Origin of the sequence: Peteryoungia aggregata LMG 23059 (genome assembly GCF_030814435.1) — a bacterium.
Lineage (GTDB): Bacteria > Pseudomonadota > Alphaproteobacteria > Rhizobiales > Rhizobiaceae > Allorhizobium > Allorhizobium aggregatum.
The window spans coordinates 94580-120637 of record NZ_JAUSUW010000013.1; the positions used below are offsets into that span (position 1 = coordinate 94580).

The following is a 26058-nucleotide window of genomic DNA, read 5'->3' on the forward strand; positions in this document are numbered from 1 at the left end:
TGAATGGACTTATTTGGACTTCGCGCCTTTCTTTCTTTGCGCGTAACCGGCGATCCCGATGGCGATCAGCAAGGTCGTGCCGTTGAACAGCGGCTCGACCCAGAAGCTCCCGCCGAATTGCTGGATGCCGGAAATACCGACGGCGAGGATCATCACGCCGACGATGGTGCCCCAGACATTGACGCGTCCGGGTTTGATGGTGGTGGAGCCGAGGAAGGCGCCGACAAGCGCCGGCAGCAGGAATTCCAGACCGACCGAGGCCTGGCCGATCCTGAGCTTCGAGGCGAGTAACACGCCAGCGAGCGCTGTCATCAGGCCGGATGTGACAAACGCCCCGATCACGAACTTGCGCGTCGGAATGCCGTTGAGTTCGGCTGCGCGCTGGTTGGCGCCGATCGCATAGAGATACCGGCCGATCGGCGTGTATTCGAGCGCGACCCAGAGCACGACCGTGATGACAAGCACATAGATCGCAGTGATTGGCAGGCCGAAAACAAAGGTGCCGTTGATCGCGTAGAAGGCATCTGGAAGCGCGCCGACCATCTGGCGACCGCCGGTATGCCAGAGCGCGAGGGCGTACAGGATCGTGCCGGTGCCAAGGGTTGCTATGAAGCTGTCGATACGCGCGACCTCGACAAGGAGACCATTGAGCGCGCCGATCACGACACCGAGCACAAGCACGATGGCAACGGCCACCGGCCAGGGGAAGCCGTAGAGCGTCTGCAGGCTAATCGCCAGAATATGCCAGAGCACGATGCCGTAGCCGACCGTCAGATCGATACGGCCGGCGACCATCGGGATCATCGCTGCCAACGACAGAAGCGCGATGATCGCCTTGTCGGACAGAATGGCCCTGACATTGAGCATGGTCGGGAATGTGGTCGGCAGCAGGATCGAGAACAGCAGGATCAGGCCGAACATCAGGATGACGAGACCATAGGTGGGCGCGAGGCGCACGAGCTTGCGAGCGGGCGACAGGCCCCGCAATTCGTCCTTGGTGGGTTCGACGGCGTTGGATTGGATACCGGGCATGGCGGTCCTCAGGCGGCTTCACCGGCCGATGCGGCCTGGATCAGGGATTCGGTTGACAGTTCGACGCCACTCAACTCGGCCACGGGCAGGCCGCGGCTGAAAACGATGGCACGGTGGCAGATATTGGCGGTCTCTTCGAAATCGGTGGACACCACGAGGACGCCCATGCCGCTTGCGAGAGCCTGGTAGAGAAGATGGTAGATCTCGGCCTTGGCCCCGACATCGACGCCGGCGGTCGGATCTTCCGCAATCAGCAGGCTGCGACCGGAATCAAGCCAGCGGCCGACAACCACCTTCTGCTGATTGCCACCCGAGAGCGCCTCGATGGCGAGCGTCGGATCATTGGGTGACAAGCCCACACGACGGCCGAGTTCATGGGCAAGTTCATCTTCCGCCTTCGGCGACAGCAGGCTCAGCAGACGGCGCCCCGTGGCCGACGGATTGAGAAACGCGTTTTCGCGGATGGAGAGTCCAGGCGCAACACTTTCGGCGACCCGATCGCGTGCCACAAGACCGATGCCCGACCGCATTGCGGCTCCGGCATCTTTCAAGTCCGGCGCAACGCCGTTAAGCGCAATCTTGCCCGCATGCGGGATGAGGCCGAAGAGCGCCCGGCCGACATCCTCGTGACCGGCACCGCGAAGGCCCGCGAGACCCAGCAGCTCGCCGCGTCGGATCTCGAAGCTGACAGGGCCGACAGCACCCGTTGCGAGACCTGAAACTTTCAGGATCGCCGGCCCTTCAAGAATGGCAGGACGGGCAATCTCACGCGCCTTTCTGCCGACGATCAGACCGACCAGTTCCTCCGGCGTCGTATGTTCGATTGCGCGCATGCCGACCATCTGACCGTCGCGCAGGACTGCCACCCGATCGGCGATACGGAAAATCTCATCCAGCCGGTGGCTGACATAGATCATGCCGACGCCACGCACCTTCAGCGGGCGAAGGGCGGCGAACAGCCTCTCCACCTCATCGGCGGGCAAGCTTGCGGTCGGCTCGTCGAGCACGAGATAGTCGCAGTCGGCGGCCAGCGCCCGGGCAATGGCGACCAGAGACTTTTGCGTACGGGTGAGACTGGAAACCCGCGCGGTCGCCGAAAAATCGGCTTCGACCAATGCCAATGCCTTGTCGGCCAGAGCCTCGGTCGCGGACCAGTCGATCCGACGGCCCTTCTTCACATAGCCAAGCGACAAGGCAATGTTTTCGGCAACACTCATCCACTCGATCAGACCGAGGTCCTGGTGGATGAAGGCGACCTTCTGGCCGCCGGCCTTGCCGGCCTGATGGGCGTAAGGCACGCCATCGATGAAGACGCCGCCCTCGTCGGGGCGGTGGATGCCGCCGAGGACCTTGATGAGCGTCGATTTGCCGGCTCCGTTCTCGCCGAGCAGGGCGACGATTTCGCCACGCTCGACCTTCAGCGAAACTCCCTTGAGGGCTTGCGTGCCACCAAAGGACTTCACGATTCGATCGAAAAGCAGGCCGTCTGCGGACGGTTGCATACTGTGTCTCCTCCCATGCCGGATCCAGATCTTGCGTCAGGTTTACCGGTAACGTAACTAACGTACTTGCATCATTTGCCGAGTCAAGAAAAAAGTTATCGATAACATGCCGCGTGTTCACCGCCCTGTCTCATCGTGGCAGAAGCCCCGATGAAGGCCAATCTCGAAGACATCGCCCGTGCCGCTGGCGTATCGAAGATGACGGTCAGTCGCGTCCTGCGCGACGGGTCCGGCTTCTCCGACGAGACGCGCCGGAAGGTCATGGAGATCGCTGCACAACTGGGCTATGTCCCGAACCGGCTTGCTGCCGCCTTTGGCTCGGATCAGGCGGAAACTTTGGTCGGTATGTGCGTCCCGCGCCTGACATCAGGGCTGTTCGGCCATGTGCTGGATGGCGTCGACCGGGCGCTTGGACGTCTCGGCTATCAGCTGATCATCGGCGCCAACGATCATTCGATGATCGAAGAGGAAGCGTGGATCCGGCAAGTGGTGAGCTGGCGTCCGGCAGGCCTCATTCTCTCCGGTCGCCACCACACGCCCGGCACGATCGAGCTTTTGCGCAGTGCCGCCGTGCCTGTCGTCGAAATCTGGGACCTGACCACAAGCCCGATCGACATGGCCGTCGGCTTTTCCCATGCCGATTGCGGCGCCGAAATGGCCCGGCATCTTCTCGCGCGTGGCCGTCGCAAGGCTGGCTATGTCGGCGCACTCGCCCGCTCCGACGTGATGGGACAGGCTCGTTTCGAAGGGTTCCGCGACGCACTCGCCCGTGCCGGACATCCGCTCGTCGATGCCGAGATGCTGCACGATGCGCCGGGCTTCTATGCCGGCTATTATGGGCTGGAGACGCTGCTCAGCCGAAAGAACGACTTTGACGTCGTCTATTTCCACAATGACGAAATGGCGATCGGCGGTCTTGCCTTCTGCCAGTCACGCGGCTTGAGTGTGCCCGAAGACATTGGCATCGCCGGCTGGGGCGGGATGGAGGCGGCCTCCATCCTGCAAAAGCGTTTGACCACGACCGTCGTGCCGACGACCAGCATCGGCAAGGCTGCCGCCGAAGCACTTGTCGCCAAGCTGAAGGGCGAGCCCGTCCAGACCGTCACCTTTGTTCCGACACGCCTTGTGCCCGGCGAGACGGTGTAAGGCACCAAGTCCGCCTCAAGGGGCCTGGATACCGCGCCGATTCAGCACCACCGAGTAGACACTCGTGGTCGCCGTGATGAACAGCCGGTGCTTCGAATGACCGCCAAAGCAGAGGTTCGACACCATTTCAGGCACCAGGATCTTGCCCATCAGATGACCGTCCGGCGCGATGCAATGCACGCCATCGGCTGCGGAGGACCACAGGTTTCCGTCGGTATCGACCCGCATGCCATCGGCGCAACCAGGCGTGACCACATGGAAAATCCGGCCATTCACCGGTCGGCCATCGACCATCTCGAACACATGGATGTGCTGAGGATCGGAAGAGAACATACGCCCTGTATCCGCCACATAAAGACGGCTGCCATCCGGGCTGAAGGCGAGGCCATTAGGCCCCTGCATGTCGGTGATCACGGCCTCGATCCCGCCATCCGGCGACACACGATACACCGAACAGGGCAGCTCCTGCGCTGCCTTCGCTCCCTCATAGTCCGTCATGATTCCGTAATGCGGATCGCTGAACCAGATCGCGCCATCAGGCGCAACGATGACGTCGTTCGGACTGTTGAGGCGCTTGCCTTGATAACTGTCTGCGATGACCGTGATCGATCCATCCCATTCGGTGCGGGTGACCCGACGCGTTCCATGCTCGCAGCTCACGAGGCGACCCTGACGGTCTCGCGTATGGCCGTTCGCATAGTTCGAGGGCTGACGATAGGTGGTCACGCCATCTTCGCTCCAGCGGACGATGCGGTTGTTGGGAATGTCGGAGAACAGGAGGCAGCCGGCATCGCCGAACCAGACCGGCCCTTCCGTCCAGTCAAACCCGGTCGCGAGCCGCTTGACCGGCGCATTGCCAAGCACATAGGTGGCGAAGACCGGATCGATGACTTCGAAAAACGACATGAATGAAACTCCTCCCTGAACCTTCGCGCCACTCAGGCGGAAAACGCGATCTGCGCCTTCATTGCCTGGCTTCGATCCGAAGCCAGTAGAAAACCCTTCTCGGCTTCTGCCAGCGGCACCGTATGCGTGATCAGCGGCTTCACGTCGATCAACCCCTTGCGCATCAATTCAACGCCGATGGCAAATTCCTGATGGAACCGGAAGGAGCCTCTGAGTTCGAGCTCCTTGGCCGTGATTGCCATCATCGGCAGTGTCATGTCGCCACCCAGACCAAGCTGCAGGATGACACCCCGCGGCCGGAGTGCCGGAATGGCGCCTGCAAGCGCTGCGGCAACACCGGTGCACTCATACAGCACATCAAAGGTACCCTTGTCGCCCGCATAGGCCGAGAGCGCATCCGGCTCCTTGGCCGTGTTGATCACCCTGTCAGCCCCGACCTTCGCCGCCAGCGCCAGCGTGAAATCGGAAAGATCGGTGGCAACGATTTCCGCTGCCCCGGCCCGGCGGGCCGAGAGGATCGAGAGAACACCGATCGGTCCGCAGCCCGTGACGAGAACACGCTTGCCGAACAGGCTACCCGCCCGCGTCGTGGCGTGCAGGGTCACCGCCAGGGGTTCGGCCATCGCCGCCTCGCCGGCAGAAAGCCCCGTGGCATCGACGCATTGATAGGCGTCTGCCACCAGGCTTTCGCGGAAAGCGCCCTGAATATGCGGGAAGGGCATAGCGCTCCCGTAGAAACGCATGTTGAGGCACTGGTTCTGCAGTCCCTCGCCGCAGTAGCGGCACTGGCCGCAGGGCCGCGAGGGCGAAACGGCCACAAGCTGCCCGATCTCGAAGCCGGAAACATTGGGCCCGATGGCCTCGACCCGGGCCGAGACTTCATGTCCAAGGATCATCGGCTCCTTCAGCCGCACCGCGCCGAAGCCGCCGTGATTGTAATAGTGCAGGTCTGACCCGCAGATCCCGCCGGTCGCAAGGCTCAGTCGCAGCTGGCCGGCTTGCGGCTCTTCCACCGGGCGGTCTTCGATCCGGAGATCACGGGCAGCATGAATGACGATGGCTTTCATCAGAGCACCGGAGTGAGGAGGGCTTCACCGGCGAAATGCGCGGTGAGATTGTCACGGACGAGCTTGCCCATCGCCTTGCGGGTCTCGATGGTCCCGCTGGCATGATGCGGCTGGAGCAGCACGTTCGGCAGGGCCAGAAATCGCGGATTGAGATTGGGCTCACCTTCGAAGACATCGAGGGCAGCCGAGCCGAGCTTGCCCGTTTCAAGCGCTTCCAGCAGGGCTTCCTCATCGATGTTGGAGGCGCGGCTGATATTGATCAACATGCCCTCTGGCCCCAGCGCCTCGATCACCTTGGCACCGACGATATGCCGGGTCGCAGCGGAGGCAGCCAGCGTCACAAAGAGGAAGTCCGAGCGCTGCGCGAGCGCCACAGGATCGGCAATGAATTCCCAATCCTTGGCGAAATCCTTGGCCGAGACATCGCTGTAGGCGATTTCCATGTCGAAGCCGGCGAGCCGTTTGGCGACCTCGAAGCCGATGCGCCCGAGACCGAGCACCCCTGCCCTGCGCCCCCAGACTTTACGCTTCAAGGGATAAAGCCCCTTGGCCGCCCAGGACCCGTCCTTCACCCAGGTCTCAGCACCAATCATCCCGCGTGACTGGACCAGCATCATGGCGACCCCGAGATCGGCCACGTCATTCGTCAGCACGTCGGGCGTGTTGGTGACACGGATGCCGCGCTCCCGGCAGGCGCCAAGATCAACCGCATCGAAACCGACGCCATAGACCGAGATGACTTCGAGATTGGGGCAGGCAGCGATCACAGAAGCATTCGCTCCGAGCTCGCCACGGGTCGCAATACCGCGAACCTTCGGACCGACTTCCGCCAGGAAGGCAGCCTTGTCGGCGGCCTCGAAGTAGCGATGCATCTGGAAGCTCTGCTCCAGCGGCATCTGGTCCCAGTCCGGATAGGGGCCCATCTGCAGGATGTCGGGCTTGGTCATGATGTCTCTCCCCAGGGATGCTTGACTTTCGATTGTTATCGATAACATATACAAATCATCTGACGCTTGTCGAGAGCGAAACTGAAGGGAGTAAACCGTGGCACTGAACCTGTTCGACCTGAGAGGCAAACGCGCCTTGATCACGGGATCGTCGCAAGGGATCGGCTTTGCGCTGGCAGAGGGTCTCAAGGCCGCCGGGGCCGATATCGTCCTCAACGGTCGCGACGCGGCGAAACTCAAGGATGCGGCCGCACGGATTGAGGGCGCGGACCAGCTCGCTTTCGATGCGACGGACCACGATGCGGTGCGCGCGGCCGTCGATGCCTACGAGGCCGCCGGCAAGGCAATCGACATCCTCGTCAACAATGCCGGCATGCAGCACCGCGCGCCGCTTGAAGACTTTCCCGCCGACGCTTTCGAACGCCTGCTGCAGACCAATATCGCCAGCGTCTTCCATGTCGGCCAGGCGGTCGCCCGCCACATGATCGCCCGAGGTCGCGGCAAGATCATCAACATCGCAAGCGTTCAGACCGCACTCGCCCGCCCTTCGATTGCCCCCTACACCGCGACCAAGGGGGCGGTCGGCAACCTGACCAAGGGCATGGCCACCGACTGGGCCAAGCACGGCCTGAACTGCAACGCGATTGCACCCGGCTATTTCGACACCCCACTGAATGCTGCCCTGGTTGCCGATCCGACCTTCTCCGCCTGGCTCGAAAAACGCACGCCCGCCGGCCGCTGGGGCAAGGTCGAGGAGCTGCAGGGCGCCTGTATCTTCCTCGCTTCCGACGCATCCAGCTTCGTCAACGGACATATCCTCTATGTCGACGGCGGGATCACGGCATCGCTATGAGCTTGCGTCTGGTCATCATGGGCGTGGCGGGCTGCGGCAAGTCGACCGTCGGCGCCGCTCTGTCAGAACAGCTCGACATTCCCTACCGGGACGGCGACGATCTCCACAGCGTCGAGGCCGTCGAGAAGATGCGGGAGGGTATACCGCTCAACGATGACGATCGCTGGCCTTGGCTGGATCGGATTGCCCACGCACTCAGGAGCGAGGCGCCGCTGATCATCGGATGTTCCGCCCTTCGACGCGCTTATCGTGACCGCATCCGTGCCGGCGCTGGTGGAGACGTCACTTTCGTACACCTCGCGGGCGATCGGGATCTCATAGCGTCCCGCATGGCCTCCCGCGCCGGCCACTATATGCCGCTGTCACTGCTCGACAGCCAGTTCGCCACCCTGGAGCGACCGGGACCGGACGAGGCCATCGAAGTGACAATCGACCAACCGATGGACGCCATCGTCGGACAGGTCCTGTCCCATCTTGGAGGAAACCCACAATGACAGACAAGATCGCCCTGATCGGGGCCGGCGCCATGGGCGGTGCCATCGGTGCACGCCTCGCCGAAACCGGAACGGATCTGATCGTCTACGATCGTGACCCCGAAAAAATCGCCGCCCTTGTCGCCAAGGGCGCAGTGGCGGCCTCGTCCGCCGCAGATGCGGCAAGCCAGGCAAAGGCCGTGATCCTCTCGCTGAATTCCGCAGCCATCGTCCGCGCGGCCGTCTTCGGGCAACAGGGCGTTGCCGATGGCGCTCGCACCGGCACACTGATCATCGACATGTCGTCGATCGATCCGGAGACGACCAAGGCGCTCGCGACCGAAGGCGCGACCCGTGGCTTGCGCTGGGTGGACAGTCCGCTGTCCGGCGGCATTCCGAAAGCGGCGATCGGCCAGTTGACGTTGATGCAGGGCGGCACCGAAGCTGATGTGCAGGAAACGCAAAGCATCTTGTCAAAGCTTGCCGGCAACCAGACCCATATGGGCGGCCCGGGTGCCGGCCAGACGACCAAGATGATCAACCAGGTGCTCTGCGGCCTCGGCTTCCTAGCCGTGGCGGAAGCGACGGCGCTTGCCGAAGCAGCAGGCGTCGATGTTGAGAAGATCCCGCAGGCGCTCAAAGGTGGCCGCGCCGACAGCGCGCTGCTGCAGGAATACATGCCGCGCTTTGCCGCCAGAGATTATCGCCGTACCGGCCGCATCGACAACATGGTCAAGGATCTGAACGCCGCCCAGGATCTGGCACGGATCACCCACACCTCAATGCCACTGACGGCGATCTGCGCCGAGGTGCATCGCATGCTGACCGCCGCCGGCCTCGGCGGCGAGGACCAGGCCGCGCTGATGGAATATTTCAAGGGACCCAACAAGGAGATTGCCCCATGATCACCCGCTACGCACTGTTCGATGGCAAGATCCATGAAGGACAGACGGATGCTTTCCGCGCCGCTGTCCTCGCCGAAATCCTGCCGAAGTGGCGCCAGTTTCCCGGCGCGCTATCCGTCCGCGTGACCTTCGCTGAAAGCCGCGATGACGGCGCGCCGGAATATCCGATGATCCTCGCTATCAGCTATCCGGATCTGCCGAGCGTGGAAGCGGCCCTCGCAAGCCCTGTTCGGACCGAGGCACGTGCCGCAACGGAGGCTGTTCTTGCCCGCTTCTTCACCGGCAAGATCCATCACCACGTCACGACCGCGCACGAATACGCACCCTTGTGAGGCTTCTCCGGCGACACTGGATTTTCGCCAGAGATAACGATAACAAAATGGTATGAACACGCCCCGCAAAACACCGACCATGGCCGATGTCGCCCGCCTTGCGGGCGTCTCGCCCATGACGGTGAGCCGGGCGTTCAAACGTGACGCCTCGGTGAGCGATGCGACGCGCAGCGCCATCCTCGAAGCCGCCGATACGCTCGGATACGTATTCGACAGCACCGCATCGAACCTGCGCTCGCAGCGCACCGATTTTGTCGCCGTGACGATCCCCTCGATCAACAATGCCAACTTCGCCGATACCGTGCGCGGCCTGTCGGAGGGGCTGAAGGAGCGCGGCCTGCAGATCCTGCTCGGCTATACGGATTATGACATCCAGGAAGAAGAGCGACTGGTCGAACAACTGCTGCGCCGCCGCCCGGAAGCGATCGTCGTGACGGGCGGGCGCCACACCCCACGAACGCGGCGTCTGTTGGAAAATGCGGGCATACCTGTCATCGAGACCTGGGACTTGCCTGATAATCCCGTCGGTCATGTCGTCGGCTTCTCCAACGCGGCAGCGGTTCGCTCCATGGTCGACCACTTCGTCTCGGTCGGGATCACCCGGATTGCCTTCATCGGCGGCGATGCCGATCGCGACACCCGTGGCACGGATCGCCGGGCCGGCTTCATCGCGGCCATGCAGGCACATGGTCTGGATCCCGATCGACTGATCGCGGCCGGCACACCGCCCATCTCCATGCGGGAAGGCGCCGACGCCATGGGCCGATTGTTGGACACGCTGCCGGACACCCAGGCCGTCATCTGCGTGTCCGACCTGTCAGCCTTTGGCGCCCTGACGGAATGTCAGAGGCGCGGTGTGAATGTCCCCCAACAGATCGCTGTCGCCGGCTTCGGCGACTACGAGATCGCCGGGATTTGCGTGCCGTCGCTTACCACGATCAACCCGCTGCCCCGCGAGATCGGCAAACGCGCGGCCGAGCTCATCCTTGATGTTCTGGATGGCACGCAGGAAGGCCCCGCGACCATTGCTCTGGAACCCATCCTGATGCGTCGCCAATCGAGCCCGTAATGGCATGAAAAAAGGGCGCTGATTATGCGCCCTTTCTCTTAGCCAGTTTTCAGACTGTTACTTTTGGGTGGCGAGCACTGCATTGACGACTGCGTCGCCATTCGCCGCAGTATAGCCATCCCAGACAGGCTTGACGGCAGCCTGGAAGGCAGCAGCATCCACGTCCGTGTTGACCTCCATGCCGGCGGCCTGCAGCTCAGCGATCATCGAAGCCTCTTTCTCCTGTGCCAGCTTGCGCTGCATGGCGATGGCTTCGGCGGCCACGTCGAGGATCACCTTCTGCTCGTCAGCGGTCAGGCCGTTGAACTTGGCGTCGTTGATGGCGAGCGCCAGCGCGGAATAGGCATGCTGCGTCATGCTGAGATACTTCTGCACTTCATTGAACTTGAAGGACAGCACGATACCGATCGGATGATCCTGCGCATCGACCACACCCGTCTCGAGCGCCGTGTAGAGTTCGGCGACAGGCAACTGCGTCGGATTGGCGCCGAGTGCCGCGAACATGTCGTTCAGGGCCTTGGAATTGTTGACGCGCATGTTGAGCCCGGAAACATCAGCCGGCACGCGGATCGGACCGCGATTGTTGGTCATGTTGCGGTAGCCGTTTTCCGGATAGCCGAGCATTTTCAGACCATGCTGGGTAAACTGGGCGGATACACCCTGCCCAACCTCACCGTCGAGGACCTTGTAGGCAAGTTCCCGGTTGGGGAACATGAAGGGCAGCTCGAATGCACCGGCATCCGGCACCAGCCCGGTCAGGTTGTTGAGACCCGTCATCACGATGTCGATGATCCCGGAACGGGCTCCGTCGATCATCGCCTGATCGTTGCCGAGCTGCCCCTGGGGGAAGATGGTGACCTTGACCGAGCCGTTCGTGCGCGCTTCGACCTGCTCCTTGAAGAACACGGAGAGGGTCTGCTGCAGATCGGTATCGGGGGCGGCATGCGCGAGTTTCAGCTCTGTTTCGGCATGAGCCGAAACGCCGGTGAAGGCGATTGCGGTTGCCAGTCCAAGCACTTTCAAGATTTTCATGTCAGGCTCCTCCCTGTTGTGAAGTCTCAGCCGCCAAGGAATTTGGCGGGTACGGTGATGAGTTGCGGAAAGATGATGAAAAGGCCGAGCAGCGCGGCATAGGCGAAGAGAAACGGCACCACGCCGCGCACAGCCACGCTCATCGGAACGCGTCCGACCCCGCAGATAACGTTGAGAACGGTGCCGACCGGAGGTGTCAGAAGGCCGATCGAGCAGTTGAGGATGAACATCAGCCCGAAATAGACCGGATCGATGCCCGCCATCTTCACCACCGGCATGAACAGCGGCACCAGGATCAGCACGGTCGGAGACAGGTCCATCACCATGCCGACGGCGAGCACGATCAGCATGATGACCAGCATCAGCAGCCGCGGACTGTCGATAAGGGGCTGGAGCATTTCTGCCAGCTGTTGCGGCAGTTGGGCGACGGTAATCAGCCAGGCGGCGACCATCGCCGCACCGACCAGGAACATCACCATAGCCGTCGAACGACCAGCCGTGACGAGCACTTCGAGCAGGATCTTCCAGGTCAGAGCGCGATAGACAACGGTCGACACGATGATCGCATAGACTGCGGCCACCACGGCAGCTTCGGTCGGCGTAAAGGCACCGGAGCGAATGCCGCCGATGATGATCACCGGCAGGAGCAGCGCCCAGATACCGTCCTTCAGCGCTGCCAGCCTTTCCTTGCCACTCGCCTTTGGAAGGGTCTCGATCTGTTCGTTGCGCATGATGTAGGACCAGACGACCATCAGCGTCACGCCCATCATCAGGCCCGGCGCAATGCCGGCCATGAACAGCTTGGCGATCGAGATATTGCCAGCAACACCGATCAGGATCAGCGGCAGAGACGGAGGAATGATCGGCGCAATGATGCCACCCGATGCGAGCAGGCCTAGGCTTCGACCTTCCGGATAGCCGGCCTTGCGCATCATGGGATAGAGGATCGCCACCAGTGCTGCCGCATCGGCAACGGCTGATCCTGACAGTCCTGCCAGAACGATCGCGGTCAGAATGGCAACATAGCCAAGGCCACCGCGCTTGTGGCCGACAAGCGTCATCGCGAGGCGGACGATGCGCTCCGAAAGCCCACCCTTGGACATCACCTCGCCGGCCACGAGGAAGAATGGGATGGCGAGCAGCGGGAAGCTATCCACGCCATTGATCAGCCCCTGCGCCAGGATATCGGGGCTGAACGTGCCCAGATGCAGCATGAGCGCCATGGCGGAAAGCAAGAGAGCAAAGGCGACGGGAAGCCCAGCAAGGATCGCGACGAACAGAACGCCGAGGAACAGGATAAGAGTCATTCCTTGGTATCCTCTGCAATGCGAGCATCTATGCTCATCGGATCGATGAAGCGAACGATGGCGATCGAGGCCATCAAAACAGACGAGACGACGCCGGCGAGGTAAAAGAGACCAGACGGCAGCCCCGTCAGAGGCGACAGGTTGTTCCAGTTCGCCATGGTCTGATTGAGCGCGCCGATGAACAGCATGCCGACAGCAACCATGACCACGACCCAGCAAAGCCGGCGCAGGATTGGGACAGCCCGCGGCATCATCGCTTCGGAAAACTCGGCAACGGCGAGATGCTCACCACGGCGCAAGACGACGGCAGCACCCAGCATGACGATCCAGACGAACCACAATCGGGCCAACTCGACCGACTGTCGTATGCCCGACGAAAAGCCGTAGCGCAGAACCACATTGGCAAAGACAAGAGCGATCATGGCTGCAAGAATGACCGCCATAAGGATGTCGATCATCGACCAGATCGCCTGAAACAGACGTCGCATGAGATCCTCCTCCCCGAAGACTCGTTGCGTCAAACCCGACAATGGGTTATCGTTAACCCAAATTGGTATCGATAACATTGCTATGAGTCAAGTCCCGCATTTCCCCCGTACGATCACGATCGCCGACGTGGCCAAGGCCGCCGGCGTCAGCAGCATGACCGTCTCGAAAGTCTTGCGCGGCACAGGTAGAATAGCGACCGAAACGCGGGCTCGCGTGACGCAAATCGCCGAGGAGCTGGGTTATGTTCCCAACCGGCTGGCCGGGGCGCTCTCGTCACAGACGAGTTCTCTGATCGGCATCGTCATCCCGTCCATTGGCGACCAGGTCTATGCGGGTGTGCTTGCCGGAATAAACGAAGTCCTGAACGCCGAAGGCTATACGGCCTTCATCGGAGAGAGTTTCTTCGATCCGGAAAGCGAGTTGCGCATCGTGCACATGATGCTGACAATGAAGCCGGCCGCACTGATCCTGACAGGAGGACTGGCGCGCGACGAACGGACCGCGCAACTGCTGCGCCGGTCCGGCATCCGCGCCATCCATCTGTGGGACGGCGACCACCCGGACCTCGACGCAACCGTTGGCCTCTCCCACCTCAGGGCAGGCTGGCTGGCAGCCCAGGTCTTTATTGAGGCTGGCCTCACCGGCTGCGCCTATGTCGGATCACAACTCGACCGTGACCTCTGTGCTGCCTGTCGGCTCGAAGGATATTCGGTCGCCCTCTCCGGAGCCGGCGCCACCTTGCAGAAACTGACGGATTCCAGCCTGCCGCGGACTGCGGAAACCGGCTACGTCCTGACCAGGAAACTGATCGAACAGGGCGAGATGCCGCAAGCGATCCACTATCTCAACGATGCCATGGCGATCGGCGGCTTGCGCTTCATGATCGAGGCGGGGATAGCAGTGCCCGATACGATTTCGGTCAACGGCTTCAACGGCACGGCACTGCCCCATTCCCTGACAACAAGATTGACCACCATTGAGGTACCGCTGATGGAAATCGGTCGCAGGGCAGCCAAGGCCGCTCTCGCAACCTCCCCGCCCGACGCCCAACGTCCCGTCGATCTGATCGACATCTGCCTGACCATGGGAACCACCGTGGCGGGACGGAGCAGCTAGCGCCATCCCGGCCGACCATCGCGCTCGGCATCCCCCCCCGGCAGAGAGAGTGAGAACCGCTCTGGGTATCATCGAGATGATCGTGTTGCGGCTCTGAGGCCTGTCCACTTCACCTTGGCGGGATGGGCAGCGCGGCCATCCACAAGAGTGCGACGCCCGCCACGACAAACGGACTGCTTTTGATTGAACAAACATCGAAAATACCGGATAAAACAGCGAAGTATAATCCTGCCCCGCCAACAGATGTGAGCCATTGACCAACCCACCTGCCCCCACGCCGGAGCGGCGCCGATCGCTGACAATCGGCCTTCTCAGAGCCCGTGAAGCGGTCATGAGCCATTTTCGCCCTATCCTCGCGCAGCATGATCTGACCGAGCAACAATGGCGCGTGATCCGTGTATTGCATGGCGCGGGCGAACTGGATGCCAGCGAGGTTGCCGAGAAGGCATCGATCCTCGCACCAAGCCTGACGCGGATGATCAAGTCGCTCGAACAGCGTCGCTTCATCACGAAGCACAAGGATGCCTCGGATGGCCGCCGCGTGCTGCTGCGCCTCGCGCCGGCCGGCATTGCGATGTTCGAAACGGTCATGCCCGACAGCCGCCGCGTCTATGCGGAAATAGACGCGCAATTCGGCCGCGAGCGGGTGGACGCATTGCTCGACATGCTGGACGAATTGGCTGAACTACGCCTGTAGCGCGTCGCCGCGCCAGGTTGATCCCCGAAACCTCGGGCATCTCGAACGGGTTCACGCGAGATGAGCCTTGGACAGAATCTCAGCTTCCCCGACTCGTCTTGGGTGATGCCCCGCGATCTCGATCGCCACCCGCACACAAGCACGTCCACGCACGAGCGCGGTACGAACGCCTTCAGACTGCCTCAGTAGACGTTGAGCGTCGGGGTCGGCCTCGCCGGCTCCGCGTCCCGGAAATCCTTGAGGAGACGGGAAGCCGCGGTGCTGAGCAGGCCGACATCATTGCCAATCCCGACAAAAAGAGCCCCGAGCTCCACATAGCGTTTGGCCAGGCCCAGATCGCCGATCAGGATCCCGGCGGCCTTGCCGGAGGCGACGATACGAGCAATCGACCTCTCCACGACCTGCTGCACCTCAGGCGCACCGGGTCTGCCGAGAAAACCCAGGTCGGCGGCAAGATCGGCGGGTCCGATAAACACACCATCGACACCCTCGATTGCACAGATGGCATCGAGATTGTCGATCGCAATCCTGCTCTCCACCTGCACAAGCAGGCAGATCTCGTCGTTTGCCGTCTGCAGATAGTCGGGAATGCGGTTGAAATCTGAGGCGCGCGCCAGTGCGGCCCCTACCCCGCGCACGCCCTGCGGCGGGTAACGCACGGCCTTCACCATCTCGGCGGCCAGCGCCGCATCATGGACCATGGGCACAAGGATCGTCTGCGCGCCGATATCCAGCATCTGCTTGATCACCCATGTCTCGCCAATCGGTGGGCGGATGATCGGATGCGACGCCGAACCCCGCATCGCCCTCAATTGCTCTGCCAGTCGAGGCACGTCATTCGGTCCGTGCTCGGCATCGAGCAGCAGCCAGTCGTAACCGGCACCGGCGCAGATCTCCACGGTGTTCGGGCTGCCGAGCGCCTGCCACAGGCCGATCTGGACCCGGCCCTCTTTCAGGCCCTGTTTGAAGACATTGCGGGGTGCTGGCATGAGATCTCCATTCCCTATTCGAAGTAGAGGCTGACGGTCCCGTAAGGCCCGAAATCACCGATGATCGTATCGCCATGCCGCGCTTCGACCGGCCGGATGAAGGAGCCCGCGAGCACGATCTGCCCGGCCTCGATACCATCGCCATATTGGGCAAGCCGGTTGGCCAGCCAGGCCACACCGCGGGCCGGCTGGTTGAGAACACCGGCGCCAAGGCCGGTCTCTTCCACTTCCGCATTGCGCGAAACGATGGCACCCATCCAGCGCATGTCGAGCTGGTCCGGCCGCATAGCGCGCCCACCGGTGACGATGCCGGCATTGGCGGCATTGTCGGAAATCGTGTCGAAGACATTGCGTGCCTTCTTCGTTTCGGGATCGATGCGCAGGATGCGCGTATCGAGGATTTCCAGTGCAGGCGTCACGTAATCGGTGGCGTTCAGCACGTCGAAGACAGTCACATCAGGCCCTTTCAGCGGCGCCTTCATGACGAAGGCGATTTCCGCCTCAATGCGCGGCTGGATGAAGCGGTCCTTCGGCACGGTCGCGCCGTCCTCGAATACCATGTCGTCGAAGAGCACGCCGGAGTCAGGGATATTGATGTTCAACGCATATTGCATGGCCTTGGAGGTCAGCCCGATTTTCCAGCCGATCACCTTTCGACCAGCTGCCACTTTCTTCTGCACCCAGGCGGCCTGAATGGCATAGGCGTCGTCCATAGTGATGTCCGGATGCTTCAGCGACAACAGCCCGGTCTGAACGCGCGTACGCTCGGCCTCATCCAGGCTCCCGGCAGCAGCGGCGATCTGGTCCTTCGTCAGCATGTCACAGCACCTCGTCGGCAATCGTGTTGCGCAACAGTCCGATGCCTTCGGCTTCCACCTCCACCACATCGCCCGGCTTCAGCCAGATCGGCGGATCGAAGCGAGCGCCGGCGCCCGTCGGCGTGCCGCAGACGATCACGTCGCCGGGAACCAGCGTCGTGAAGGTGGAGACGTAGTTGATGATCTTCCGGAAAGAGAAGATCATCCGGCTGGTGCGGTCGCTCTGGCGCACCTCACCATTGACCCTGGTTTCAAGCTTGATATCGGCAAGCTGGCTTTCATCGGTGTAAGGCACTAGCCAGGGGCCGATGGACCCGGAGGCATCGAAATTCTTGCCCTGGGTGACGTTGAACTTGGCATGGCGCACCCAGTCGCGCAGCGTGCCTTCGTTGCACAGCGTCAGCGCCGCGATATGGCTGAGTGCTTCGGCTTCCGGAATGCGGCGACCGCCCTTGCCGATGACGATGGTGATTTCGCCCTCGTAATCAAGCTGGTGACTTTCCGGCGGACGGATCAGTGGCCGGTCATGGCCGGTAAAGGAGCGCGGAAAGCGGATGAACAGCGAGGGGTTGCTGGGTGCCGCCTGCCCGTCCTTGTATTCCTCGTTGCGGTCGGGAAAGTTCACGCCGACGCAGATGATCTTTTCCGGAGCCGGAACAGGGATGCCGAATGTCACCTCGTCCACCGGAAAATCCGCAGCCACGTCACCGAATTCATCGGCCAGCCGCAGGAGCGCGCCATCCTCGATCACCTCCCGAAGGCTTGGATAGCGATCCCCGAGGCGCGCCGAGAGATCGACGACACCATCGCCGCTGACAAGACCATAGCCGGGGCGACCGGCGGACGTGGAGAAGCTGAGGAAGCGGGGATGGGTCATGGCTATGCCTTCTCTCGCGGAATGGGACGGGCAACCTGGCTGCAGGCTGCCCATGAGTGCTGCCTCAAGGGGCGATGATCGGCGACGCCTTCAAAAGAGAGGCGGTCGGCTCAACGCCAGCAAAGACGCTTCCGTGCTCGAACCAGGACTTCGGCGCCGGTGCGCCCCAGAGCGTCTGGCGCTGCGGATCCTTCAGGTCCCACTTGATCGGCTCGAGATCGGGATCGACGGTCTGGTAATCCGAGCAATAGATCTCGATACGGTGACCGTCGGGATCGAGGATATAGAGGAAGAAGGCATTGGAAATGCCGTGGCGGCCCGGACCGCGCTCGATATTGGCAAGATAGCCTGACGTCGACATCAGGTCGAGCAAATCGATGATGTTGAGCGGCGTCGGCACCCAGAAGGCGGTGTGATGCAGGCGCGGGCCAAGACCATTGGTAAAGGCCATGTCATGCACGCCGCCCTTGCGGTGCATCCAGGCGGCCCAAAGCTTCTTGCTTTCATCGTCTTCGGTATATTCCGTCACCCGGAATCCGATGTCGTTGTAGAAGGCGACCGAGGCGTCAACATCCGGGGTGAAGCAGTTGAAGTGATCAATGCGCAGCGGCTTTACGCCGTGATAGAGCGCATATTTCTGATGGATCGGCGCCAGGCGGTCCATTTTGTAGTAGAATTCCAGCGGAATGCCGAAATTGTCCGTGGTGCGCAGCGTGCGGCCCTGGAAAGGACGCTCGACCCAGGCGGTCTTGTGACCTTTCGCCTCGAAATAGGCCTTGGCCTTGTCGAGATCGGCCTCGTCATAGACCTTCATGGCCAGATAGTTCACCGCCGAGACATCGCCCTTCTTCAGGATGATGCAGTGATGGCCGCGCTCCTCCAGCGCCCGCAGATAGACGGTATCGGCATCCTCATCCGTGACCTGAAGGCCGAGAAGATCGGCATAGAAGGCGCGGCTGGCAGCCAGATCCTTCACCACGAATTCGACGTGGCTGAGACGCACGGTGTTGAAGGCCGGGTAGAGATTGAATTGCGGCAGCGGCATGGTTTCCTCCTCGGGCACCGGAACGGACATTGCCGACCGGTCAATGACTGGGGTGATGGCCGCGCGGCCCTCCGCCGCGCGCCTGTAATGGATTCGAAAGCCTGATCAGCCGCCCAGCTTCTGGATGGCATGCGGCACCGTGGCAAAGGCGACGTTCTTGGTTTCCATGTAGAAATCGAAAGACCAGTCACCGCCATCACGGCCGATGCCGGAATTCTTGACACCGCCAAACGGGGTCGGCAGGTGGCGGACATTTTCCGAATTCACCCAGATCATTCCGGCTTCGAGATGATCGGTGAAGCGGAAGGCCCTAGTAACATCCGAGGTCCAGAGATAGCCTGTCAGACCATATTGAACGTCATTGGCGATGTTGAGCGCCTCCGCTTCATCCTTGAACGGAATGGCCGTGAGCACCGGGCCGAAAATCTCTTCCTGGGCAATGCGCATCTGGTTGTTGGCGCCGGTAAACAGTGTCGGCGAAACATAGCAACCGCCGCCCGGCCCTGCGAACTTCGCGCCGCCGGCGGCAACCGTGGCGCCCTCCGACTTGCCGATCTCGATATAGTCGAGAACCTTCTTCTCATGCACCGGATGGATCAGCGGGCCGATCACGGTTTCCGGATCAAGCGGATGACCAACCTTGATACGCTTGGCCTTTTCCGCCACCAATGCGGTGAAGCGGTCATAGACGCCCTCTTCGACCAGGAGACGCGAGGACGATGTGCAGCGCTCGCCGTTCAGCGAGTAGATCATGAAGACGGCAGCATCGGCTGCCCGCTCCAGATCGGCATCGGCAAAGACGATCACCGGGTTCTTGCCGCCAAGCTCGAAATGAACGCGCTTCAGCGTATCGGCACCCTGTTTCATGATCATAGAGCCGGTGCGGCTTTCGCCGACAAAGCCGATCGCCTTGATCAGCAGATGTTCGGTCAGCGCCTTGCCGGCATCTTCGCCGAAGCCGTTGACGAGGTTCCACACGCCCTTCGGCAGACCGGCGCCTTCGGCAATTTCCACCAGAAGACGGGCGGTGAGCGGCGAAAATTCAGCCGGCTTGTGGACGATGGTGCAGCCGCTCGCAAGCGCCGGTGCAATCTTCCAGGTCGACAGCATGAAGGGCGTGTTCCACGGCGTGATCACGCCAACCGGACCGATCGGCACGCGGGTGGTGATGTTCACCTGGCCCGGCGCACGAATGCTCCTGCCATCGCGCGCTTCCGGGGCACGGTCGGCGAAATAGCGGAAGTTTTCCGCACCGCGAAGCGCTGCCTTGGCCATAAATTTTAGCGACTGCCCGGTATCCATCGCCTCGACAAAGGCGATCTCTTCCGCGCGGGCCTCGATGGCATCGGCAATCTTGTGCATCAGCTTCTTGCGCTGATCGCCCGGCATTGCGGCCCAATCGGCAAACGCAGCCTTTGCCGCCTTGGCGGCCCGGTCGATATCCGCAGCCTTGCCACGCGCCACTTTCGCAAGCGGCTGCAGATCAACCGGCGAAATGGTTTCGAACGTCGTGCCATCGGCTGCAGCCACATCTTCGCCGCCGATGCGGTTCAGCACGCCAGCCTCTTTGAAGCGAGCCAGATAGGCTTTCGCCTTCTCGATATTTTCCTGCAGTTTGGACATGCAATGATCCTCGAAGCCGGCCCGAAAGGCGGCGTTTCCTGGTTGTTACTGGCCGCGCAGACGCGGATGGATGGCATTTTTCTTCCAGCTCAGATCCGCATCGATCTCGCGGATTTCGAGTGACAGCGCGAAATGCGGGGTCTCAAAAAGCGGCGAAAGCATCCGGGTGGCGCAGGCAAACAATGCCTCGCCGGTGCGCTTCTTCTCGTCATCCGAGCGCCCCTTGCCGATGCGAAGATTGAGATCGACGAAGGCATTTTCCGGCAGCCGGTCTGCGATGGCATAGACCTCAGATCTCAGCGCCCGCACACGCACGGCCCCGACTTCGAACAGGCCCGTCTCAATCAGCGTGGCGAGAAGAGCGTCACACAGCCGAGCGAGATCGGCGCGGCCATCCAGATTGGCCGAGTATTCAACGGTGAGATGGGGCATGTCTCCTCCAAGACTTTCATTTAACATGTTAAGCATATGGGCGAAAGTCAAGCCCTTTTTTACAACCGCGCAAGGGACGATCCGGGAAGGCCTGGATCAACCGCCATGCAGTGCTGCCTGTGAGGCAACGTGAACATAGCTTCGATCGAAATAGAGCAGCGCCTGGCCATCCTTGCGGCAGCGGATGTCCACGACCTCGCCGATTAGGACATTGTGCGTGCCCACCAGCCGCGCCTCGACCAGCCGGCAGTCGAAGGACACCATGGCATCGCTCAGCGCCTGGTTGCCGGATGGAAACTCGGTCCAGTCGGCAGCAGCATATCGTGCCTCCATGTCACTCTGCTGACCGGCGAACAGGCCGGCCAGATCCCGGTGATCAGGCGTCAGGACATTGACGCAGAAGCGCCGGTTCTCGACGAACAGCCCCGCCTGGGCAGAGCGCGCATTCATGCAGACGAGCAGCGTCGGCGGCTCATCGGTCACCGAACACATGGCGGTGGCGGTGAACCCGCCGCGTCCGGCGGGGCCTTTGGTGGTGATGACATTGACCGGTGCGCAGACACGCGCCATGGCATCGCGAAATTCGCCCTTGGAGATGGGATGGTTCATGACAACCTCACTCCGCAGCGTTAAGCAGATCGCCTGCCCGTCCATCGAGCGGCTGCAGCCAGGTCTCGCCGGTCCAGCCCTTCTCGTCGTAATCACCCATGCAGGTGTCGACCAGTGCCTCCATGTCGCGCAGGATGCGGCCCTTTTCGGCGCCCTTCAGCACCTGCAGACGCACATCCTCCGGCGAGCCGGCATAGTTCAGCTCATAGAGCGCGTGGCGCCCGCCGAACTCGGTGCCCGTCGCATCCCACAGCAGCTTCATGATCTTGATGCGCTCGATATGGCCCATGTCGTTGGAGCCGCGCACATATTGCGACAGATAGCGGTCGATCTCCGGATTGGCGAAATCCTTGGCCGAGGACGGAAGATAGATGAGACCGGAGGCAATCGAGCGACGCACGATATCGATGATGCGCGGATAGGCATCCGACATGAAGGTGCGGTAGCAGAGGGCAGCCTCGAGGTTGGGCAGCTTTGCTCCGCCCACCCAGTCGACGGGATTGCGCGCCATCGTGTCAGAGAAGGCCTTGAACTTGTGGCGCAGCGCGATCACTTCGCCGAGCATGGCCTGGTTGCCGCGAAACGCATCGCCGCCCGTGGCGCGCAGCGCCTTGGCCAGAAGCCCGGCGAGGAATTCGAGCTTCACCACGAAGCGGCCGCAACCCTGGAAGCAGAAGCCCTGCATGAAGCCGGACAGGACGGTAAAGGACAGGATGCGACGGGCATCCTTGTAGATCAGCACGTCTTCCCAGGGCACGAAGACATTGTCGAGGACAAGGATTGCGTCGTTTTCATCAAAGCGCGAGGAGAGCGGATAGTCGAAGGGCTGAGCGGTCAGGTTTGCGGTCTCCTCATACGAGGTCCGGCAGAACATCTTGACGCCAGGTGCATTCATCGGGGCGATGAAGGTGAGCGAAAGGGACGGGTCTTCCGTGACGGTGGCAGAGGCCTGCGCCAGAAGATTGTAATGCGTCAGCGCCGAAGAGGTGGCGACCACCTTGGCACCGGAAACATAGATGCCCGCATCCGTCTCCTTCGTCACATGGACGAAAACATCCTTCACATGCTCGGCCGGCTTGTGCCGGTCGATCGGCGGATTGACGATGGCATGGTTGAGAAAGAGGCCGGCCTCCTGCGTGCGGTCATGCCAGTTGCGGGCATTCTGCGCATAGTCGCCATACCACTCGGCATTGACCGACAGCGTGTTCATCAGGGACGCCTTGTAGTCGGCAGTACGGCCCATCCAGCCATAGGTGAGGCGCGCCCACTGGTCGATCGCCGTCTGCTGGCCCACGAGATCATCGACCGAGCGCGCATGCTTGAAGAACTTGTGCGTATAGCCACCATTGCCGGTATCGGTCGGTGCCGTCAGGACATCCTTCGTCGCCGGATCATGCAGCGCATCGTAGAGCCGGGCCAGCGAGCGGACCGAATTGCGCATCGAGGGATGCGTCGTCACGTCCTTCACCCGCTCGCCATTGATATAGACTTCGCGGCCGTCCCTGAGGCTCGCGAGATATTCCACGCCGGTGAACGGACGGGTCTTGTCGCTGCGGTGATCTTCTGAACGCATGATGGGATCCTCCCTTGAATTCCTGACAAAGGTTAAGTCCGACCCGCCTCTGCCTCCATGGACAAATGGACCAAATCGCTGGTACTTTTTCCGGCATGACAGAAAAAGCCGGCATCCCCTCCTTCTTCGTCTATGGCGAGCCAACCCGCACGCTGGATGTCGGATTTGTTCATGTCGAAACCGTCATGGACCGAAGAAGCGTGCATTTCGGCCATGTTGCGCCGCATCAGCACCCGCAGATGGGGCAGATCACCTACTGGCTGCGCGGCAAGGGCAGCTATCGAATTGAAGACCGCACTTGGAGTTTTTCCGCCCCGACCGTCAGTTTCGTGCCGTCAAGCGTGGTGCATGGCTTCGATGTGGAGGACATGTCGGATGCCGCCGTGATCTCCATGTCCGACGACCTGCTGCGCAGCCTCCAGCCGCAGGTGGACCTCAACCTCGATCGCCCCTGCCTGCTCACCGGCGCGGGATCGGATCCCGCCTGGCAGCGGCTCGCCGCACTGATCGGCATGGTGGTCGACGACTACCGGGACACATCCGCAACCAGCCAGAAACTGCTCTCAAGCCTACTCGCCGTGGTGTTCTCGCAGATCGACAGACTGGCGGGCGGCACGGGCATGGCAGAGGCCACCCCCTCGGTCAGGCTTGCCGCCGCCCTCCGGCGCGCAATCGACCGGCACTATCGCGATGACATCCCGGTCTCGGGCTATGTCGAGCTGCTTGCCACCACCCCTCACCTGCTCGACAAGGCGGCGCGCGAGACATTCGGACAGTCCGTCAAGGACATGCTCATGGAGCGAAGGATCCTGGAAGCAAAACGGTTGCTGATGTTCACCATCAGGCCGGTGGAGGATATCGGCAGAGAGATCGGCTTCCAGGACCCCGCCTATTTTTCCCGCTTCTTCCGCAAGCGCACGGGCCATGCCCCCGCCGACTGGCGCCGTCGGCAATTCCAGCCATGAAGCCCTGCGGGGCCATCCAAGGCGACGGAAGAGCCCGGCAGAGTCGCAGGAGGCACACGTCCTGTCTCTGACCGTGTAGCGCAGATGGGCTTGCAATTCGGTCGAAGGGGCGCGTGAAAGGGACTGGTGTCGTCCAGTCCCTCAACGTGAAGAGGTCAGGCAGGCGCGAAAACAGATGCCTGAACCCATCATCCAGCGCTCCTAGACGGGTGGCTGTCACCCCCTGACCTGCCGAAACAGCCAGTCGCGGATATGGTCGATCTCGTAGGCGATCCGCCAGGTGTTGACGTGGTTGGCCGCGGGGCTGTCCTCCTGGCCCTCAGGATGCACGGTGCCGGTTGCGAAATGTGCATAGAGGATCGGTGTGCCGCCGGTTTTTTCCAGCTCGGCTGCCGCAGCAGAGAGGTCTGCGGGCGTCGCCCGACCGTTCCATTCCGCCCGGGAGACCTTGGCGCCTTCGGCTTCGAGAACCTCCATGATGGCGTTCTGTCCCGGATAGGCCTTGGCGTCGCCGGCGCTGACCACGACCCACATCTTGTCGGTGGCGAGCGGCTTGCAGAGTTCCGGTGCCCATTGGCAGGCGACGAGGAAGGACGCGGCAAACAGATCCGGATACTTGATGTTGATCGCGATCGACAGCATGCCGCCGCCCGACTGGCCCGTCGTATAGAGACGGCTCTCGTCGATCGAGTATTCCGCTGCCACCGCCTTCACCAGCCCGACCACGAGGTCGAGATAGGGCGATTCGTCCGACTGGTCGTTGACGAATTGCTCGGGAAACTGCGGCGCCACGACAAAGCAGGGACGCTTTGCCTGTTCCGCCGGATAGGCCCAGATGACTGCGCCCAGTCCCTGTACAAGCGTGCGGTCGACTTCAGTCGAGGTCACACCCGCATCATGCATGAAATTGACCAGCGGATAGCGCTTCGACGGGTCGTAGTCGCGTGGGATGAAGAGATTGTAGGCGAGCGTCTTGCCACTCGCCGGGTCGGTGTAGACGAGCGGCTTGAACTCGTCGACGATCAGGTTCTTCTGCGTTGTGTTCGAGAAGGCCGTATCGTTTGCAGCAATCTCATCGCCCGCAACCGTCTTGACTGCCTCGGCCTGGATCACACTCGCCTCGGCCTTCTTGTGAATGATGTCGCGCTTCACCTGGATATAGGTCGGCGCTGCCGCATCCTCGGGCGACAGTTCGACAATGACGAAGCGGCCGTTGCGGCCTTCGGCAGAAAGATCTGCCGTCGTGTTGGCATAGACGCGCGTCACTGCGCGGTCCGCAACGGTAAATGCGTCCGCAGACAGAGCGGCCGTCTCGATCTCCGTGCCGTATTCAAGCGCCAGCGCCGTCAACCGCTGACCATTGCCGAAGACCTGCGTGATGGCGGTCACGGCCTGAATTCCAGCGCCGCCCTCGACGGCAAGGACAAGACGGGGCGTGGCAGCGGCAAGACCGAGGCCTGCAAGGCTGACGAGGAAGGTACGTCTGTTCATAGGGTGCTCCAAAGTCGTGGAAGCGGCCACATTGGCCATGGATTGAATTGCCTGTTGAACGGCGCCCTCATACATTTCCGTCGCCGGTCGCAGAATTTTTCTAGGAAGGCTCACCCCTCTCCCGCCGCCAGCTGCGCCAGAGATGGAAACCGGTCACGAGCACCAGGGTGCCGAGCAGCACGATGCCGATCGCATTGCCGATGAGCGAGGCGACCTGGGCGATCTGGCTGGCGAAGACATAGCCGAGCAGGCTGTAACCGCAGCACCAGCACACGGCACCGAGAACGGCTGCAAGCGTGAAGGAGGCCCAGGGCAGAGACAGTGCGCCCGAGAGATAACCCATATAGGGACCAAGCGGGCTGAACACGGTGCGGCTCAGGAACACCGCCACCGGCCCCCGGCGGTTAAGCAGCGCCTCGGCCTTCCCGAATAGCCCTTCCATGCGCGGATGCCGACGCAAGCTTGCCAATAGCGGAGCACCACCCTTGCGCGCCAGCCCATAGGCAAGCTGGTCACCGATCACGAAGCCGCCAAAGGCTGAGATCTGAACCTGCCACAACACCAGATCACCGCTGGAGGCAAACCCGCCTGCGGTCATCACGAGGATCGAGGAGGGCACCGGCAGCGCCAGGCACGACAGCAGCAATGCACCCATGATGAGCCACAGCCCATAGGTCGGGACGAGCCCGAGGAGGATATCAGTCATGGTCGTCAGCCCCGGCCTCGCCGCGTCCGTGCTCCAGACCGGGCGACATGTCCTCGC

27 protein-coding genes are annotated in these 26058 nt (G+C 61.9%); 9 read left to right on the top strand and 18 right to left on the bottom strand.

The features are described from left to right. Window positions 1-9: 9 nt before the first annotated feature. The gene (locus tag J2045_RS19175) at window positions 10-1032 is read right to left on the bottom strand and encodes an ABC transporter permease (protein WP_307375877.1); all 1023 of its coding nucleotides are present in this window, start codon (window positions 1030-1032) and stop codon (window positions 10-12) included. Between the two features lie 8 nt (window positions 1033-1040). Further along, window positions 1041-2534, bottom strand: a complete 1494-nt coding sequence (locus J2045_RS19180; protein WP_307375880.1) for a sugar ABC transporter ATP-binding protein — start codon at window positions 2532-2534, stop codon at window positions 1041-1043. 150 nt (window positions 2535-2684) lie between these two features. Here J2045_RS19180 and J2045_RS19185 point away from each other — a divergent pair, with 150 nt between their 5' ends. Beyond that, entirely contained in the window at window positions 2685-3680 is a 996-nt protein-coding gene (locus J2045_RS19185) for a LacI family DNA-binding transcriptional regulator (protein WP_307375883.1), read from the top strand. Between the two features lie 15 nt (window positions 3681-3695). Here J2045_RS19185 and J2045_RS19190 read toward each other — a convergent pair whose 3' ends face one another. Genes J2045_RS19190 through J2045_RS19200 form a run of 3 tightly spaced genes read right to left on the bottom strand, consistent with a single transcriptional unit; the run spans window position 3696 to window position 6600 of the window. Next, window positions 3696-4586: an SMP-30/gluconolactonase/LRE family protein gene (locus tag J2045_RS19190; protein ID WP_307375885.1), complete on the bottom strand. Its 891-nt coding sequence runs from the start codon at window positions 4584-4586 to the stop codon at window positions 3696-3698. Between the two features lie 32 nt (window positions 4587-4618). Next, window positions 4619-5653 (bottom strand): L-idonate 5-dehydrogenase, encoded by a 1035-nt coding sequence (locus J2045_RS19195; RefSeq protein WP_307375887.1) that lies wholly within the window; start codon window positions 5651-5653, stop codon window positions 4619-4621. After that, window positions 5653-6600 carry a 2-hydroxyacid dehydrogenase gene (locus J2045_RS19200; protein ID WP_307375890.1) on the bottom strand — a complete coding sequence of 316 codons (948 nt, stop codon included), beginning with the start codon at window positions 6598-6600 and terminating at the stop codon, window positions 5653-5655. Before J2045_RS19200 ends, J2045_RS19195 begins: the two co-directional genes overlap by 1 nt. A 97-nt stretch (window positions 6601-6697) precedes the next feature. On the opposite strand from J2045_RS19200, the gene J2045_RS19205 reads away from it, so the two are divergent. Genes J2045_RS19205 through J2045_RS19225 form a run of 5 tightly spaced genes read left to right on the top strand, consistent with a single transcriptional unit; the run spans window position 6698 to window position 10232 of the window. Then, window positions 6698-7453, top strand: coding sequence for an SDR family oxidoreductase (locus tag J2045_RS19205; protein ID WP_307375893.1), 756 nt, complete (start codon window positions 6698-6700; stop codon window positions 7451-7453). Then, window positions 7450-7947 carry a gluconokinase gene (locus J2045_RS19210; RefSeq protein WP_307375896.1) on the top strand — a complete coding sequence of 166 codons (498 nt, stop codon included), beginning with the start codon at window positions 7450-7452 and terminating at the stop codon, window positions 7945-7947. The genes J2045_RS19205 and J2045_RS19210 overlap by 4 nt, the downstream gene beginning before the upstream one ends. After that, window positions 7944-8831 carry an NAD(P)-dependent oxidoreductase gene (locus tag J2045_RS19215; protein WP_307375900.1) on the top strand — a complete coding sequence of 296 codons (888 nt, stop codon included), beginning with the start codon at window positions 7944-7946 and terminating at the stop codon, window positions 8829-8831. Before J2045_RS19210 ends, J2045_RS19215 begins: the two co-directional genes overlap by 4 nt. Further along, the gene (locus J2045_RS19220; RefSeq protein WP_307375903.1) at window positions 8828-9163 is read left to right on the top strand and encodes a hypothetical protein; all 336 of its coding nucleotides are present in this window, start codon (window positions 8828-8830) and stop codon (window positions 9161-9163) included. Before J2045_RS19215 ends, J2045_RS19220 begins: the two co-directional genes overlap by 4 nt. 52 nt (window positions 9164-9215) lie before the next feature. Continuing rightward, the gene (locus J2045_RS19225) at window positions 9216-10232 is read left to right on the top strand and encodes a LacI family DNA-binding transcriptional regulator (RefSeq protein ID WP_307375906.1); all 1017 of its coding nucleotides are present in this window, start codon (window positions 9216-9218) and stop codon (window positions 10230-10232) included. 57 nt (window positions 10233-10289) lie between these two features. Here the strand turns inward: J2045_RS19225 and J2045_RS19230 are convergent, their stop codons facing one another. From J2045_RS19230 to J2045_RS19240, 3 genes are read right to left on the bottom strand one after another with little or no spacing between them, the layout of a single operon-like run. Continuing rightward, window positions 10290-11264: a TRAP transporter substrate-binding protein gene (locus J2045_RS19230; protein WP_112241577.1), complete on the bottom strand. Its 975-nt coding sequence runs from the start codon at window positions 11262-11264 to the stop codon at window positions 10290-10292. Window positions 11265-11290: 26 nt separating this feature from the next. Further along, entirely contained in the window at window positions 11291-12571 is a 1281-nt protein-coding gene (locus tag J2045_RS19235; protein WP_307375910.1) for a TRAP transporter large permease subunit, read from the bottom strand. Further along, window positions 12568-13059 (bottom strand): TRAP transporter small permease, encoded by a 492-nt coding sequence (locus tag J2045_RS19240; protein WP_307375912.1) that lies wholly within the window; start codon window positions 13057-13059, stop codon window positions 12568-12570. Before J2045_RS19240 ends, J2045_RS19235 begins: the two co-directional genes overlap by 4 nt. Before the next feature lie 82 nt (window positions 13060-13141). On the opposite strand from J2045_RS19240, the gene J2045_RS19245 reads away from it, so the two are divergent. Together J2045_RS19245 and hpaR are read left to right on the top strand one after the other, a co-directional pair. Then, complete coding sequence (locus J2045_RS19245) at window positions 13142-14176, top strand: LacI family DNA-binding transcriptional regulator (RefSeq protein ID WP_307375914.1); 1035 nt, start codon at window positions 13142-13144, stop codon at window positions 14174-14176. A 253-nt stretch (window positions 14177-14429) separates the two neighbouring features. After that, window positions 14430-14873 carry a homoprotocatechuate degradation operon regulator HpaR gene (hpaR, locus tag J2045_RS19250; protein ID WP_307375917.1) on the top strand — a complete coding sequence of 148 codons (444 nt, stop codon included), beginning with the start codon at window positions 14430-14432 and terminating at the stop codon, window positions 14871-14873. Between the two features lie 182 nt (window positions 14874-15055). Here hpaR and hpaI read toward each other — a convergent pair whose 3' ends face one another. The 8 genes from hpaI to J2045_RS19290 form a co-directional block, all read right to left on the bottom strand. Then, a complete protein-coding gene (hpaI, locus tag J2045_RS19255; protein WP_307375920.1) occupies window positions 15056-15862 on the bottom strand; it encodes a 4-hydroxy-2-oxoheptanedioate aldolase in 807 nt (268 codons plus the stop codon). Between the two features lie 14 nt (window positions 15863-15876). Next, complete coding sequence (gene hpaH / locus J2045_RS19260) at window positions 15877-16680, bottom strand: 2-oxo-hept-4-ene-1,7-dioate hydratase (RefSeq protein WP_307375922.1); 804 nt, start codon at window positions 16678-16680, stop codon at window positions 15877-15879. Window position 16681: 1 nt separating this feature from the next. After that, window positions 16682-17557, bottom strand: a complete 876-nt coding sequence (locus J2045_RS19265) for a fumarylacetoacetate hydrolase family protein (protein WP_307375925.1) — start codon at window positions 17555-17557, stop codon at window positions 16682-16684. Window positions 17558-17621: 64 nt separating this feature from the next. Next, window positions 17622-18602 (bottom strand): 3,4-dihydroxyphenylacetate 2,3-dioxygenase, encoded by a 981-nt coding sequence (hpaD, locus tag J2045_RS19270; protein WP_307375927.1) that lies wholly within the window; start codon window positions 18600-18602, stop codon window positions 17622-17624. A 105-nt stretch (window positions 18603-18707) separates the two neighbouring features. Continuing rightward, window positions 18708-20225, bottom strand: a complete 1518-nt coding sequence (gene hpaE, locus J2045_RS19275) for a 5-carboxymethyl-2-hydroxymuconate semialdehyde dehydrogenase (RefSeq protein ID WP_307375930.1) — start codon at window positions 20223-20225, stop codon at window positions 18708-18710. Between the two features lie 45 nt (window positions 20226-20270). Next, the gene (locus J2045_RS19280) at window positions 20271-20657 is read right to left on the bottom strand and encodes a 5-carboxymethyl-2-hydroxymuconate Delta-isomerase (RefSeq protein ID WP_307375932.1); all 387 of its coding nucleotides are present in this window, start codon (window positions 20655-20657) and stop codon (window positions 20271-20273) included. 96 nt (window positions 20658-20753) lie between these two features. Beyond that, the gene (locus J2045_RS19285) at window positions 20754-21266 is read right to left on the bottom strand and encodes a flavin reductase (RefSeq protein ID WP_307375935.1); all 513 of its coding nucleotides are present in this window, start codon (window positions 21264-21266) and stop codon (window positions 20754-20756) included. A 7-nt stretch (window positions 21267-21273) separates the two neighbouring features. Further along, window positions 21274-22839 carry a 4-hydroxyphenylacetate 3-hydroxylase N-terminal domain-containing protein gene (locus J2045_RS19290; protein WP_307375938.1) on the bottom strand — a complete coding sequence of 522 codons (1566 nt, stop codon included), beginning with the start codon at window positions 22837-22839 and terminating at the stop codon, window positions 21274-21276. A gap of 95 nt (window positions 22840-22934) precedes the next feature. On the opposite strand from J2045_RS19290, the gene J2045_RS19295 reads away from it, so the two are divergent. Further along, window positions 22935-23804: a helix-turn-helix domain-containing protein gene (locus tag J2045_RS19295; RefSeq protein ID WP_307375943.1), complete on the top strand. Its 870-nt coding sequence runs from the start codon at window positions 22935-22937 to the stop codon at window positions 23802-23804. Between the two features lie 216 nt (window positions 23805-24020). Here J2045_RS19295 and J2045_RS19300 read toward each other — a convergent pair whose 3' ends face one another. Continuing rightward, on the bottom strand, window positions 24021-25295 hold the full coding sequence (locus J2045_RS19300) for a PHB depolymerase family esterase (protein ID WP_307375946.1): 1275 nt from the start codon (window positions 25293-25295) through the stop codon (window positions 24021-24023). Between the two features lie 100 nt (window positions 25296-25395). Next, window positions 25396-26058: DedA family protein (locus J2045_RS19305; RefSeq protein WP_307375949.1), on the bottom strand; the 663-nt coding region annotated here is incomplete at its 5' end.

What these genes read in the sequence shown, in the direction of transcription:
- hpaE (WP_307375930.1), bottom strand. Translation starts at nt 20,225, where the DNA reads ATGTCCAAACTGCAGGAAAATATCGAGAAGGCGAAAGCCTATCTGGCT.
- J2045_RS19190 (WP_307375885.1), bottom strand. Translation starts at nt 4,586, where the DNA reads ATGTCGTTTTTCGAAGTCATCGATCCGGTCTTCGCCACCTATGTGCTT.
- J2045_RS19185 (WP_307375883.1), top strand. Translation starts at nt 2,685, where the DNA reads ATGAAGGCCAATCTCGAAGACATCGCCCGTGCCGCTGGCGTATCGAAG.
- J2045_RS19240 (WP_307375912.1), bottom strand. Translation starts at nt 13,059, where the DNA reads ATGCGACGTCTGTTTCAGGCGATCTGGTCGATGATCGACATCCTTATG.
- hpaI (WP_307375920.1), bottom strand. Translation starts at nt 15,862, where the DNA reads ATGCCAGCACCCCGCAATGTCTTCAAACAGGGCCTGAAAGAGGGCCGG.
- J2045_RS19300 (WP_307375946.1), bottom strand. Translation starts at nt 25,295, where the DNA reads ATGAACAGACGTACCTTCCTCGTCAGCCTTGCAGGCCTCGGTCTTGCC.
- J2045_RS19215 (WP_307375900.1), top strand. Translation starts at nt 7,944, where the DNA reads ATGACAGACAAGATCGCCCTGATCGGGGCCGGCGCCATGGGCGGTGCC.
- J2045_RS19195 (WP_307375887.1), bottom strand. Translation starts at nt 5,653, where the DNA reads ATGAAAGCCATCGTCATTCATGCTGCCCGTGATCTCCGGATCGAAGAC.
- J2045_RS19230 (WP_112241577.1), bottom strand. Translation starts at nt 11,264, where the DNA reads ATGAAAATCTTGAAAGTGCTTGGACTGGCAACCGCAATCGCCTTCACC.
- J2045_RS19290 (WP_307375938.1), bottom strand. Translation starts at nt 22,839, where the DNA reads ATGCGTTCAGAAGATCACCGCAGCGACAAGACCCGTCCGTTCACCGGC.
- J2045_RS19285 (WP_307375935.1), bottom strand. Translation starts at nt 21,266, where the DNA reads ATGAACCATCCCATCTCCAAGGGCGAATTTCGCGATGCCATGGCGCGT.
- hpaH (WP_307375922.1), bottom strand. Translation starts at nt 16,680, where the DNA reads ATGCTGACGAAGGACCAGATCGCCGCTGCTGCCGGGAGCCTGGATGAG.
- J2045_RS19180 (WP_307375880.1), bottom strand. Translation starts at nt 2,534, where the DNA reads ATGCAACCGTCCGCAGACGGCCTGCTTTTCGATCGAATCGTGAAGTCC.
- J2045_RS19200 (WP_307375890.1), bottom strand. Translation starts at nt 6,600, where the DNA reads ATGACCAAGCCCGACATCCTGCAGATGGGCCCCTATCCGGACTGGGAC.
- hpaD (WP_307375927.1), bottom strand. Translation starts at nt 18,602, where the DNA reads ATGCCGCTGCCGCAATTCAATCTCTACCCGGCCTTCAACACCGTGCGT.
- J2045_RS19220 (WP_307375903.1), top strand. Translation starts at nt 8,828, where the DNA reads ATGATCACCCGCTACGCACTGTTCGATGGCAAGATCCATGAAGGACAG.
- J2045_RS19280 (WP_307375932.1), bottom strand. Translation starts at nt 20,657, where the DNA reads ATGCCCCATCTCACCGTTGAATACTCGGCCAATCTGGATGGCCGCGCC.
- J2045_RS19175 (WP_307375877.1), bottom strand. Translation starts at nt 1,032, where the DNA reads ATGCCCGGTATCCAATCCAACGCCGTCGAACCCACCAAGGACGAATTG.
- J2045_RS19235 (WP_307375910.1), bottom strand. Translation starts at nt 12,571, where the DNA reads ATGACTCTTATCCTGTTCCTCGGCGTTCTGTTCGTCGCGATCCTTGCT.
- J2045_RS19225 (WP_307375906.1), top strand. Translation starts at nt 9,216, where the DNA reads ATGAACACGCCCCGCAAAACACCGACCATGGCCGATGTCGCCCGCCTT.
- J2045_RS19265 (WP_307375925.1), bottom strand. Translation starts at nt 17,557, where the DNA reads ATGACCCATCCCCGCTTCCTCAGCTTCTCCACGTCCGCCGGTCGCCCC.
- J2045_RS19210 (WP_307375896.1), top strand. Translation starts at nt 7,450, where the DNA reads ATGAGCTTGCGTCTGGTCATCATGGGCGTGGCGGGCTGCGGCAAGTCG.
- J2045_RS19295 (WP_307375943.1), top strand. Translation starts at nt 22,935, where the DNA reads ATGACAGAAAAAGCCGGCATCCCCTCCTTCTTCGTCTATGGCGAGCCA.
- J2045_RS19245 (WP_307375914.1), top strand. Translation starts at nt 13,142, where the DNA reads ATGAGTCAAGTCCCGCATTTCCCCCGTACGATCACGATCGCCGACGTG.